Genomic DNA, 12,827 nt, shown 5'->3' with positions numbered 1-12,827 from the left:
GCCCGCACTTTTTTGGCATCTATGGATGGCTTGCAAAAATACGTAATCTCATTCATACTGAAATAAAATATATAAAAATACAAAAAATGTGATCAGAGAGGCAGGATCACGATGCATATACGGATTTGGGGTTTCGCCAGATTAGCGTCATTTTTTGTGGCGCTTGTGGTGGTTTTTGCCATTCCAACGCCCCACGTGGCGGCGCAAAGTTTGCGCGTGCTCGAAGGGGGGACATCCTCGACCTTGCGGGTTCCGATGAACCGCGCCGTTGTTGTTGAGAGCGATGCGCCATTTGCCGAATTATCCATCGCAAACCCAAGCATTGCCGATATCGCAACCTTGTCTGAGACAAGCATCTATGTGCTTGGTCGCGCCCCAGGGCGCACCACGATGACGCTCTTGTCGCTTGAAGGGCGGTTGATTGCGAATGTCGAAGTGCAAGTTGTGCCAGATGTCACCGAACTGCGCGAACGTCTGCGTGAAATCTTGCCCAATGATCAGATCGAGGTGCGCACAGCGAATGATGGTATCGTTCTGTCTGGCCGTGCCAGTTCATTGGCTGCGGCAGAAAGCGCGATACAATTTGCTGACCGTTATGCGCCTGGTCGGGTGTCCAATCTGTTAACGATTGGCGGCGCGCAACAGGTGATGTTGCAGGTGCGTTTCTCTGAAATGTCGCGCAATGTGCGCCAAACTTTGTCCTCTAGTTTTTCGGGCGGCGCGTCAGATGTGCTGACAGGCACGGGAAATTTGATCGAAGGCACAGGCCTCGCCAACCCGACATTGCCTTCGGCTGTTGCCTCAAACGGGGCGCTGTTGGGGCGGCAAGGCGCGCTTTCTGTGACCTTTGGTGCGGGTGCGGCGCAAATGGGTATTTTGCTTGAGGCGCTCGAGGTTGAGGGCCTTGTGCGCACCTTGGCTGAACCCAATCTTACCGCCCTGTCAGGTCAGCCCGCCGCGTTCCTTGCAGGCGGCGAATTTCCTGTGCCTGTTCAAACCAATAATGGCCCTGCGATTGAGTTCAAAGAATTCGGTATTCAATTGAACTTTACCCCCACAGTGGTCAGTGACGGGGTGATCAATTTGCAGCTCGACACCGAAGTGTCATCGCTTGGTGAAACGGTCACTTTGGTGGGCAACCAAGTGCCCAGTTTGCGCACCCGCTCGGCATCTACCACGGTCGAGATGCGCGATGGCGAAAGCTTTGCCATTGCGGGCTTGCTGCAAGATGATTTCCGCGACTCCATTGGCCGCGTGCCATGGTTGGGTGATTTGCCCGTGATTGGGGCCTTGTTTCGGTCAACCTCCTATCAGCGTGAGCAGACAGAACTTGTGATTATCGTGACGGCGCATCTGGTGTCGCCCACCTCCAGTTCTGCCCTCGCCTTGCCAACTGATCGGGTGACAATCCCCACGGAAAGCGAGCTGTTCTTGCTCGGGCGCACTGCAGGCACGGGGCGCACTGGCCCCGCAGGCGATGTCGCGCGGCAAGATTTTAGTGGCTCATACGGCTATGTGATGGAGTAGGCGCGATGAAACTGTCCCACATCTTCGGCCTGATCGCCGTAACGGCCCTCTGCGCCTGCGAGCCGTTCAATCGCCCCCTTGGCGATGGGTTGGATGAGGGTGGCTTTGGTAATCCCACGATGCAGAATATCATGGCGCATCGTCAGGCACAGCGCACCAATCCGATCACCTACACTGTCAGTGCCGCGCAAGAACGCCAAGCCGCCGCTGCGACAGCACCTGCGCCCACAATGGGCGTATCCCCAACTGCTTTGACGAATATTTTAAGCGGTGCCGCAGGGCAGGGGGCAACGACCCCTTAGGTTGTTCGTAAAAATTCGACAAAGGCACTGAAAATTCCTCAGTGTTTCGGCTTTTTGGCCCCAATCTCGCCGCAGTTTGTCGCCATCATCATCCTTGCCCGCATTGGGTATGTCGTGATGTCCCGTCTGGTTTGGCCCCCAAACCACGATGTCAACGGGATATTCGTTCAGTTGGAAGTGAACAGATGAGCGCGGATTTGGAACTTGGAACCTCAAAGCAGGCTTTTGAGCCGCCCCTTGCCTGCACGGTCGCACGGGATGTCTATCATTTTGACCTCTTGATTGAGGATATGGAGAACCTCTGGGGGGATAAATGGGGGGATCTTAGCTTTGCCGATGCGGTGGAATATTTTGGGCAACCTGAGGCGCAAAGCCTGAAATTGATCACTGTCGCGGTCAGTCATCGCGATGAGGAAGATATTGCTGTGGTGGCTGAGATCATCCGCCGCGCCAAAGGGCGCGGGATTCGGGTCTTGCTTGTTGCAGGTGATGTAAGCCCCGCCATGTTGCACCAATTCTTGAAACTCGGTGCCGATGATTTTGTGCCTTACCCCCTGCCTGATGGCGCGTTGAAGGATGCCGTGACGCGGGTCTTAACGGCACCAAGTCCAACTGCGCAGTCGGGGCAGGCACCACAAACGGCGCGCACATTGGCGGGCCCATCAGATCTGGGTGGGTCTGTCTTTGCGGTGCATGGCCTTGCAGGGGGGGTGGGGGCGACCTCCTTTGCGGTCAATCTGGCGTGGGAAATGGCCACCATTGATGCAACCTTAAAGGGGGCGGTCGCGCCACGGGTCTGTGTCATTGATTTGGATTTGCAATTTGGCAATGTGGCGACCCTCTTGGATCTGCCCCGCCGCGAGATGATCGTAGAAATCCTATCAGATTTGCAGAGCATGGACAGTGACGCATTTTGCCAAGCACTGCTGGGGTATCGTGACAAGCTGTCAGTTTTCACCGCACCCGCCGATATTCTGCCCTTGGATTTGATTGGGCCAGATGATGTGCGCGCCTTGATTTCCCTCGCACGCAAGAATTTTGATCTCGTCATCCTTGATCTGCCCTCTGCTTTGACGGGGTGGAGTGATGCGATTTTGAACGAGGTGGATATCTATTTCGCCGTTCTCGAATTGGAGATGCGCTCGGCCCAAAATGCACTGCGTTTTGCGCGGCTTGTGCGCGGCGAAGGTCTGCCGATTGACCGGGTGAAATTCATTCTAAACCGCGCGCCGGGGCTGACAGATTTGAACGGCAAGTCACGGATCAAACGTCTGGCAGAGAGTTTGGACGTTTCCATCAAGACCTTGCTGCCTGATGGCGGCAAGCAGGTCGCAGGCGCCTGCGATCAGGGCGAACCCTTGGCCATTGGGGCGCGCAAAAATCCATTGCGCCGCGAAATTCAAAAAATCGCCACCAGCCTTCATGGCGGTTTGGTGCAGACGGCGACAGCTGCATAGGACGGGGTAGGTTATGTTCTCACGTTACAAAAAACCACAAATGGATGGTGTGGCCCCAATCGCGCGCGCAAGCGGTGCGGAAAAAGTGGAGCCTCTACAGGCCGCGGCACCTCTGCCACCGCCCATCTCTGCAAAACCCCTCGAACAAGAGCGCGACATGAAACGCCGCGCGCGGCTGGATGAATTGACGGGCGAGTTGCATCACCGCATTTTGGACAACCTCAACCTTGCCGCACTTGATACGGCGCAACCGCAGGAATTGCGCGCCGAAATCAATGCAATCGCCGCCGAAGAACTGGCGGAGATGGGGGTTTTGCTGAACCGCGAAGATCGCCAAACCATTCAAGACGAATTGTTTGACGAGGTGATGGGCCTTGGGCCGCTAGAACCACTTTTGCGCGATGACAGTATCGCGGATATTTTGGTGAATGGCCCGAACCGTGTGTTTGTCGAACGGGGCGGTCGATTGGAACTTAGCCCCGTGCGCTTTAAGGATGAAAAGCATCTGATGCGCATCATCGACAAGATCGTGTCGGCCGTGGGGCGCCGCGTAGACGAGTCGACCCCCTATGTGGATGCGCGCCTAAAGGATGGATCGCGATTTAACGCCATGGTGCCACCTGTCGCGGTCGATGGCAGCCTCGTGTCGATCCGTAAATTCAAGAAGGAAAAGTTGAAAATTGAGGATCTGATCAATTTCGGCGCATTTTCTGACGACATGGCAAAATATCTTGAGGCGGCCGTGGCCACGCGCCTTAACGTGATTGTGTCGGGCGGGACGGGGTCGGGGAAAACCACGACCCTTAATGCGCTGTCCTCCTATATCGACAATAAAGAGCGCATCTTGACTATCGAAGATACGGCTGAATTGCAGCTTCAGCAGGTGCATGTGGGCCGCATGGAAAGCCGACCCGCCAATATCGAGGGCAAGGGTACAGTAACGCAACGTGACTGTCTGCGCAACGCGCTGCGGATGCGGCCTGATCGCATCATCGTGGGAGAAACCCGTGGTGAGGAGGTGATCGATATGCTGCAGGCGATGAACACAGGCCATGACGGATCTATGACCACGATCCACGCAAACAACGCGCGCGATGCGGTCAGCCGTTTGGAAAACATGATCGCCATGGCAGGGATTGAAATGCCGCTCAAGGCTGCGCGCGCGCAGATTGCCAGCGCCGTGAACCTGATTGTGCAGGCCTCGAGACTGCAAGATGGCAGCCGCCGCATGGTGTCCATCACCGAGATCACCGGGATGGAGGGCGAGGTGGTCTCGATGCAAGAAATCTTTCGTTATCAGCGCCTTGGTCTAGAGCCCAATGGAAAAATCATTGGGCGCTTCACGGGCTGTGGTGTGCGCTCGCATTTCTCGGAGCGGTTCCGCCAATGGGGTTATGAGCTGCCGCCAGAGATTTACGAACCCGCTGTTTAGACCAGCGATGGAAAGGGATTAAGACCATGCAATTCAATGTCGAAACGCTGATCTATATCGGGCTTTTCCTTGGCACGCTTTTGTTCGTGGGCGGGCTCTATTTGGTAGTTTTTGGTGCGACCTTGACCAAAGCCAGCAAGTTTAATCGCCGTATGGCGATGCTTGAGGCAGGAAAGACCCGCCAAGATGTGCTGACCACGCTGCGTAAAGAGATCAACAAGCAAAGCCGCACAGGAAAAATCCCGTTTTTGAGCGGCCTTTTGTTGCTCAGTCGCCGTGCAAATTTGAACCTGACTTTGAAGGTTCTGGTAATGGCGATTTTGGGCATTGCGGTCGCCATTTTTGCTGCATTGAGCATCTTAACCGAAGCGGCGTTTGTCCTTAAATTGGCCGTGGGCCTGATTGGCGGCGCGGTTGCGGTGCATAGTTTCATTTCAAACAAGGCCAAGGCGCGCATTAAGCTGATTGAAGAACAATTGCCCGATGCGGTCGAATTGTTGGTGCGCAGTTTGCGCGTTGGGCACCCGTTCAGTGCCGCCCTTGCTGCCATCACCCAAGAAATCCCTGACCCTCTTGGCACCGAACTGGGACTGATTGCCGATGAAGCCGCCTATGGTGGTGATGTGGCGCAAGGTTTGGCGGATTTAGCCGATCGTTTAGATAATCAGGATTTACGCTTTCTGGCGGTGTCCGTCTCAATTTCGCAAAGTTCTGGGGGCAATCTTGCGGATGTTTTAGATGGTTTGGCAAAGGTCATTCGCGCGCGGTTTAAATTGTTCCGCCGCGTGCAGGCCATCACGGCGGAGGCAAAGTTTTCGGGAAAATTCCTATCGAGCTTCCCCGCGCTGATGTTGGGGGCCATCAAATTAATGAAGCCCGATTATTTTGACGGCGTTCAACAAAGCAGCCTGTTTATCCCTGGTGCAATCACGGTTTTTGTCCTGATGGCGGTGAACGTGTTTTTCATGAAACTCATGGTCAACATCAAGGTTTGAGGGGGGGGCGCAAAGATGATCAATCAAATCTGGCATGATCTCTCGCGTGTAGTTGAGAATTTTGTGGGTGATCTGGGTGTTATGGCCCTTTTGGGCATGGTGGGCGTGGCTCTGATCGCTGTTGCCTTGCCTGTGCTTCTCATCAAGCCAAAGGATCGTTTTGGGAAACTCGATTTGCGCGGTGTCGCGGAAAAGCCCGTGGAAGGCGAAAAGCGCGCGTTGCGGATCGCGAACACCGACAACCGCCTTGATCGCTACAAGCAATTTCTAGAGCCGACCGATGCCAAGGAATTGGATGCAACCCGCCTAAAACTGGTGCGTGCGGGCTATCGCAATCGCGATGCGGTGCGCAATTTCCATTTCGCGCAATTTGCTTTGGGTGTCGGTGGTTTGGTCGTAGGGCTTATTTATGGATTGTTCTTCAGCGGTGGATCGATCCAAGCTGTTGCCCTCAGCGTGGTTATCCCCGGCGCTCTGGGATACATGCTGCCCCGCTATATTGTCACCAAACGGCTACAATCCCGTATGGAAGAAATCGAGCTTGGTTTCCCTGACACATTGGATTTGATGCTTGTTTGTGTTGAGGCGGGGCAATCTCTGGATCAGGCCATTGTGCGCGTTTCAAAAGAATTGCGCTCTGCTTATCCTGCCTTGGCCGATGAGCTAGAAATTGTCGCCTATGAATTAAAAGCGGGCAAAGACCGCGCCACCGTGTTGCGTGAATTTGCGCATCGGGTGGATTTGCAAGATGTGCGTAGCTTTGTCACCACCCTGATCCAATCGACCAGCTTTGGCTCTTCGATTTCTGAGGCCATCCGTGTCTATGCTGATGAGATGCGTGACAAGCGCGTGATGCGGGCTGAGGAGAAAGCCAATAAGCTGCCCACGAAATTGACATTGGGCACGATGGTTTTTTGTTTGCCGCCCTTGTTGTTGATCCTCGTTGGGCCTGCGATTTACGATATTTTGCAGAATTTCAGTGGTGGTAATTAAGGCGATGCGGGCCGCGAAGGTCAGTTTCATCACCATTCTGACCCTGACCTTGGTTGCAGGATGCGGTGATCCCATGCGTGACCCGCTTGCAACTGGTGAAGCGCGCGCGGTCATCGACCCCGCGGGACAGTCGGTGGATGGGTTGATAGTGGGCCATCGGTTGATGGAGGCGGGCGAATATGAACTGGCCTTGCGCGCCTATTATCGGGCGGCCTCCGATCAGGGCATGACGGCCGATGTCCTCAGCGCGATTGGGTCGGCCAACTTGCGGTTGGGGCGTTTAGGCCAAGCGGAACAAGGGCTACGACAGGCCATTGAACTGGACGAGAGATTTGCCGCGGCTTGGAACAACCTTGGTGTTGTCTTGATGGAGCGTGGCGATTTTGGCCAAGCCCGCCGTGTTTTTGAGACCGCTTTTGCCCTTGATGGCGGCAAATCCCCCCCGCTGCGAGAAAATTTGCGCTTGGCTATCCAAATGATGGAAAATAATGTATATCATGAAGATATAAATAATGACGCGTTTGAGTTGGTGCGCCGGGGTGGTGGTCGTTACGAATTGCTGCAAACCCCTTAAGGCCCTCAATTACAGCGCGCCCGAGCAGTTGTGATTGGATTTCAGAATGCGTCTGTCCCCGTTTCGGTGGCTTTTGCTTGGCTTGGCATGCCCGCTTTTGGCGGCCTGCCTTGTCCAATCGGAACAGCCCGATCAAGCGGCGCAGGCCATTGGTGCCGCGAATTTAGAGTCGATCATGCTGACCTCGGCAGACCCCGAAGATGCAATCAGCTATTTTTCACGCCAAACCACGGAAAACCCCAACGATATTGGCGCGCGCCGTGGCCTTGCGCAAAGTCTGACACGGGCGGGGCGTGCGGCGGAAGGGGTCGTGATATGGCGGCAGGTTTTGGCCCATCCCGAAGTGTCTGATGAAGATCGGGTTGGCTTTGCCGAAGCCTTGATCCGCGCGGGGGAGTGGAATGAGGCACGCAGCGTTTTGGATCAAGTGCCGCCGACCTATGAAACCTATGAACGCTACAGGCTTGAGGCCATGTTGGCCGATTATGCGCAGGATTGGGGCCGTGCTGATGCGTTTTATGAGACTGCAGCGGGGATGACGACACGCCCCGCATCGGTCTTAAACAATTGGGGCTATTCCAAGCTGACCCGCGGCGATCACGCCGAGGCAGAGCGCCTCTTCACCGAGGCGATTGCCTATGATCCAAGTGTTTTCACAGCAAAGAATAACCTTGTGCTGGCGCGCGCCGCACAAGGTGAGTTTACCCTTCCGCTTGTCAATATGACCCAAGTGGAGCGCGCACAGCTTCTCTATACGATGGCATTGGCGGCCATTCGACAGGATCGCATTGATCTAGGCCGTGGCCTGCTGGCTGAGGCCATTGATACCCATCCACAATATTTCGAGGCCGCTGTCGCAACACAGCGCGCCTTAGACAGCGGGGTTCGCAACTAATGACACATTTGATGCAGATTGAGGCTTTGGTTTTTTTAATCCTGACCGCACCGTTGTGCCTTTATGTGACTTGGACAGACCTGAGCCAAATGCGCATTCCAAATCTGTCAGTGCTGATCCTAATTGCGATTTTCGCGGTTGCGGGACTGTTTCTATTACCGCTTGAGGTTTACGCCATGCGTTGGGTTTGGGCCTTGGGGGTTTTGGTTGTTGGGTTTTTGATGTCCACAATCGGCCCGATTGCCATTGGGGCGGGGGATGCAAAATTTGCAGCCGCTTTGTCCCTGTTCATCGCCAAAGGGGATGGGCTGCAATTTTTGGTTCTTTTTGCAGGCGTTTTGTTGGCGTCGTGGTTGGTGCATCGTATCGCGGGCAAAATCACCTTGATCCGCAAGGCTACCGCAACATGGGCCAGTTGGGAGGCTGGCAAATTGTTTCCTATGGGCGTGGCCTTAGCGGGCACATTGATCCTTTATCTTGCCTTAGGCGCGGCGCAAATCTGATCTTTGATTGGACGGGCAGGCGGGCCGCCCTATGATCGGGGTATGGACGCATTGCCTGCCCAAATTGACAATTGGTTCGCTGCGCGCGGATGGCAGATGCACCCGCATCAGCGCGCGATGCTGCGCGCGACATCACCTGCGCAGGTTTTGATCGCCCCCACGGGCGCGGGCAAAACCCTGTCGGGCTTTCTCCCTTCGCTTGTGGATTTGATCCATGCACCCAAACAAGGGCTGCACACGCTCTACATCTCGCCGCTTAAGGCGCTTGCGGCAGATATCAGGCGCAATCTTCAGACCCCTGTTGCCGAGATGGGCCTTGATATTCGTATTGAGGATCGAACGGGTGATACATCGGCCCATATGCGGCGGCGCCAACGCGCTGACCCGCCTCAGATTTTGCTGACCACGCCTGAATCGCTTGCGCTGTTATTGTCCTATCCTGAGGCGGATAAAATTTTTGCCTCGGTGAAGCGGGTTATTCTCGATGAAATTCATGCGCTGATTGACAGCAAACGGGGCGATCAACTGATGTTGTGTCTCGCGCGGCTTGCGCGGTTGTCCCCTCAGATGACCCGTGTGGGTTTGTCCGCCACAGTAAAAGAGCCCTCTCAAATCGCGGCCTATTTGGCGCCTGACGGCGGGGCTGAGATCATTACCGCGCCGCAAGGCCCCGCGCCCGATATCGCCATTCTTGAGGCGGATATCCCGCCCCCATGGGCGGGGGGCGGCGGGCGATATGGCGTGCAGGCGGTCTATGACCAGATTAAACGCCATCGCGCTACGCTGATTTTTCACAACACCCGCGCAAATGCCGAACTGTTTTTCCATGAATTGTGGCAGGCCAATGAGGACACCCTGCCGATTGGCATCCATCACGGCGCGCTGTCGCGCGAGGCCCGCGCTAAGGTCGAGGCCGCGATGAGTGAGGGCAGCCTGCGCGCAATCGTCTGCACAGGCAGTCTCGATCTGGGGATCGACTGGGGCGATGTTGATCTGGTGATCCAAATCGGTGCGCCCAAAGAGGTTAAGCGCCTTGTGCAACGTATCGGGCGCGCGGGGCACCGCTTTGATCTTGCATCTAAGGCGCGTATTTTGCCCGCCAACCGCTTTGAATATCTCGAATGCCAAGCGGCGCTTGAGGCGGTACGCGATGGTGGGCTTGAAGATGACCCCATCCGTCAGGGCGGGTTGGACGTTCTGTGCCAGCATATCTTGATCTCTGCCTGTGCAGGGCCGATTGCACCCGATGATCTTTATGCCGAGATCACAACAGCCGCGCCCTATGCGGGAGTAACCCGTGCCGAGTTTGACCGCGCCTTGGAGTTTTGCGCGACAGGTGGCTACGCGCTGCGCGCTTATGATCGCTGGCAAAGACTGGTCACGCGGCCCGATGGGACGCTAGCTTTGCGAGATCCACGCAGTGCGGCGCGCATCCGCCAAAATATTGGCACGATTATCGAAACCGACAGGTTGAAAGTGCGCATGGCCAAACGGCGCGGCGGGGCACCTTTGGGCGAGGTTGAAGAAAACTTTGCCGCGCAATTGCGCCAAGGTGACAGTTTCCTCATCGGGGGGCAGATCGTGCGCTATGAGGGTATGCGCGAATTGGTGGTTGAGGTCAGCCCAAGCCCGCAAAAGCGGCCGAAAATTGCAACATTCATGGGCACGAAATTCGCAACCTCGCTGCAACTTTCTGATCGCATTTTGGCGCGATTGGAAAGTGGCGATTGGTCGGGCTTGCCCGCCCATATTGCCGACTGGCTGGATTATCAGACGCGGCTGTCCCGCTTGCCGCAGCGTGACCGATTGCTGGTGGAAACCTACCCCCATGAGGGCCGCGCACATCTTTGTGTGCATGGTTTTGCGGGGCGCAATGCACAGCAGACCCTTGGCCTTGTTCTGACCCATCGCATGGATCAACTGGGTCTCGCCCCTATGGGCTTTGTGGCCAATGATTATGCCACGCTGATTTGGGGGCTTGATCCCATAGCTGATCCAAGGCCGCTCTTTGCGCCTGATTTATTGCGTGCGGCCTTTGAAGGGTGGCTGTCAGAAAACGCCGTCATGAAGCGCAGTTTCAAGGCGGTTGCGTTGATCTCTGGGCTGATCGAGCGCAGCGTGAACGGCACCAAGAAAACAGGGCGGCAGGCTGTGTTTTCGTCAGATATCCTTTATGACACGCTGCGCAAATATGACAGCGACCATATCTTACTTGAGATGACGCGCCGTGATGCGTTGCGGGGTTTGGTCGATTTTGGTCGCATTGATGAAATGTTGGCCCGCGTAGGCGGGCGTATTGACCATATCGCGCTGCCCCGCGTCAGCCCATTTGCAGCGCCCTTGTTGCTTGAGGCGGGGCGCATCCCTGTCCATGGTTCTGCCGATCAACGTCTGTTGGAGGAAGAAGCCGCAAAATTCCTGCCCCAAGCCGCGCTTGGTCACAGGTGAGAGGACTTGCCCCTGTCTTTGGCTTGGCGCATCTATAGGCGATGCAAGCCCATCTTGAATTTCAGTTTGGCATGGAACGCCTTTTGGCTACGCCGCAAGGCGCGCTTTATTGGCCAAAGGCGGATGTTCTCATCGTGTCCGACCTTCATCTGGGAAAATCTGAACGGATGGCGCGGCGTGGTGCAGGGTTATTGCCGCCCTATGACACCCCCGAAACCCTTGCGCGATTGACAGAAGAGATTGCCACCTATGATCCCGCTGTGGTGATCTGTCTGGGGGATAGTTTTGACGACCTAGAGGCCGCGCGGAACCTCTCGCCCTATTTGGCGCGGCGTTTAGGGCCAATCCAAGCAGGGCGCAAATGGGTTTGGATTTTGGGCAATCATGATGCAGGCCCTGTAAATCTTTCGGGCGAACATCTGGATGAATTTGAAACGCCGCCCTTTATCCTGCGCCATATCGCGCGGGCTGATTTACCTGAAGGGCAGTTTGAGATTTCAGGTCATTATCATCCAAAAATGCGCGTGGCTTTGCGTGGGCGTAGCCTGTCGCGCGCTGCGTTTTTGATGGATGCACAGCGCCTGATCTTGCCCGCATTTGGGGCTTATACGGGCGGTCTTTGGGCCGATGATCCCGTCTTTGCGGGGCTGTTGGGGGCAGATGCGGCGGCCATCGTTTTGGGACAGCCGCCTGTCATGATCCCGCTTAAGCGGTAAGCCCTTCGGGCTCGGGCAAGCCATGGCTGCGCGCGCAGGCGGTGAGCGTATTGGCCAAAAGGCAGGCAATGGTCATTGGCCCGACACCGCCAGGAACAGGGGTGATCGCGCCGGCTTTGGCCGCGCAGCTGTCATAATGACAATCGCCGACAAGGCGCGTTTTGCCCTCAGGGGTGGCGATGCGGTTGATGCCCACATCAATCACCGTAGCCCCCTCTTTGACGAAGTCACCCGTGATCATCTCGGGGCGGCCGACAGCGGCCACCAGAATATCTGCGCTACGGCAAATTGCGGCCAAATCCTTGCTGCGGGAATGGGCGATGGTGACAGTGCAGCTGTCGCCAAGCAAAAGTTGCGCCATAGGTTTGCCCACAATATTCGAGCGCCCAACAACCACAGCGTTGAGGCCAGAGAGGCTGCCGTGATGATCGCGCAACATCATCAAGCAGCCCAATGGCGTGCAGGGCACCATGGACTTTTGCCCCGTTCCAAGCAGACCCACATTCGAGATATGGAACCCATCCACATCCTTCGCAGGGTCAATCGCATTGATCACAAGCGCGCTGTCAATGTGGTCAGGCAGGGGCAATTGCACCAAAATACCATGCACCGATTGATCCGCGTTCAATTGATCAATCAAGGCCAGCAGTTCCGCCTGCGAGGTTGTGGCATCAAGGCGGTGTTCATAGGAATTCATCCCCGCCTCAACTGTGCGCTTGCCTTTTGAGCGCACATAAACCTCGCTTGCAGGATCTTCGCCGACCAACACCACAGCAAGGCCTGGGGTGATGCCATGATCTGCTTTCATTGCGGTCACATGGTCAGTCACCATTTGCTGAACTTTGGCTGAGAAAGCTTTGCCGTCAATGATATGGGCGGTCATGGCGTCATTCCTTATTCGGGGTCGTTTTTCGGTCTGTTGACAAGGCACATATCCCCACCGCGTTACTGCTGCAACGGGCGGGGATCGCGTTATTGAAAAAGG

At 55.8% G+C, this 12,827-nt stretch carries 12 protein-coding genes; 11 read left to right on the top strand and 1 reads right to left on the bottom strand.

Annotation, left to right across the window (positions count from 1 at the left end; translation table 11 throughout):
- The first annotated feature begins 111 nt into the window (after positions 1–111).
- The 11 genes from RYZ18_RS06615 (at position 112) to pdeM (ending at position 11,842) form a co-directional block, all read left to right on the top strand.
- On the top strand, positions 112–1,527 hold the full coding sequence (locus RYZ18_RS06615) for a type II and III secretion system protein family protein (RefSeq protein WP_317655642.1): 1,416 nt from the start codon (positions 112–114) through the stop codon (positions 1,525–1,527).
- Between the two features lie 5 nt (positions 1,528–1,532).
- The gene (locus RYZ18_RS06610) at positions 1,533–1,829 is read left to right on the top strand and encodes a hypothetical protein (protein ID WP_317655641.1); all 297 of its coding nucleotides are present in this window, start codon (positions 1,533–1,535) and stop codon (positions 1,827–1,829) included.
- A gap of 185 nt (positions 1,830–2,014) precedes the next feature.
- A complete protein-coding gene (locus RYZ18_RS06605) occupies positions 2,015–3,286 on the top strand; it encodes a CpaE family protein (RefSeq protein ID WP_317655640.1) in 1,272 nt (423 codons plus the stop codon).
- A 13-nt stretch (positions 3,287–3,299) separates the two neighbouring features.
- Entirely contained in the window at positions 3,300–4,718 is a 1,419-nt protein-coding gene (locus RYZ18_RS06600) for a CpaF family protein (protein ID WP_317655638.1), read from the top strand.
- Between the two features lie 26 nt (positions 4,719–4,744).
- Positions 4,745–5,713, top strand: coding sequence for a type II secretion system F family protein (locus tag RYZ18_RS06595; protein ID WP_317655636.1), 969 nt, complete (start codon positions 4,745–4,747; stop codon positions 5,711–5,713).
- A 15-nt stretch (positions 5,714–5,728) separates the two neighbouring features.
- Complete coding sequence (locus tag RYZ18_RS06590) at positions 5,729–6,706, top strand: type II secretion system F family protein (RefSeq protein WP_317655635.1); 978 nt, start codon at positions 5,729–5,731, stop codon at positions 6,704–6,706.
- Between the two features lie 4 nt (positions 6,707–6,710).
- Positions 6,711–7,280 carry a tetratricopeptide repeat protein gene (locus tag RYZ18_RS06585; protein ID WP_411567094.1) on the top strand — a complete coding sequence of 190 codons (570 nt, stop codon included), beginning with the start codon at positions 6,711–6,713 and terminating at the stop codon, positions 7,278–7,280.
- 46 nt (positions 7,281–7,326) lie between these two features.
- Positions 7,327–8,175 carry a tetratricopeptide repeat protein gene (locus RYZ18_RS06580; RefSeq protein ID WP_317655634.1) on the top strand — a complete coding sequence of 283 codons (849 nt, stop codon included), beginning with the start codon at positions 7,327–7,329 and terminating at the stop codon, positions 8,173–8,175.
- Positions 8,175–8,678 carry a prepilin peptidase gene (locus tag RYZ18_RS06575; protein ID WP_317655633.1) on the top strand — a complete coding sequence of 168 codons (504 nt, stop codon included), beginning with the start codon at positions 8,175–8,177 and terminating at the stop codon, positions 8,676–8,678. Before RYZ18_RS06580 ends, RYZ18_RS06575 begins: the two co-directional genes overlap by 1 nt.
- Positions 8,679–8,720: 42 nt before the next feature.
- Entirely contained in the window at positions 8,721–11,126 is a 2,406-nt protein-coding gene (locus RYZ18_RS06570) for a ligase-associated DNA damage response DEXH box helicase (RefSeq protein ID WP_317655632.1), read from the top strand.
- 41 nt (positions 11,127–11,167) lie between these two features.
- On the top strand, positions 11,168–11,842 hold the full coding sequence (gene pdeM / locus RYZ18_RS06565; RefSeq protein WP_317655631.1) for a ligase-associated DNA damage response endonuclease PdeM: 675 nt from the start codon (positions 11,168–11,170) through the stop codon (positions 11,840–11,842).
- On the opposite strand, the gene folD is transcribed toward pdeM, so the two are convergent.
- Entirely contained in the window at positions 11,832–12,725 is an 894-nt protein-coding gene (folD, locus tag RYZ18_RS06560; RefSeq protein WP_317655630.1) for a bifunctional methylenetetrahydrofolate dehydrogenase/methenyltetrahydrofolate cyclohydrolase FolD, read from the bottom strand. The genes pdeM and folD overlap by 11 nt on opposite strands.
- Between the last annotated feature and the right edge of the window lie 102 nt (positions 12,726–12,827).

The organism is Roseovarius sp. 10 (genome assembly GCF_033100315.1).
Taxonomy (GTDB): Bacteria; Pseudomonadota; Alphaproteobacteria; order Rhodobacterales; family Rhodobacteraceae; genus M30B80.
Note: the sequence above shows the minus strand (reverse complement) of the source record. Positions and strands in the feature narration are given on the sequence as shown.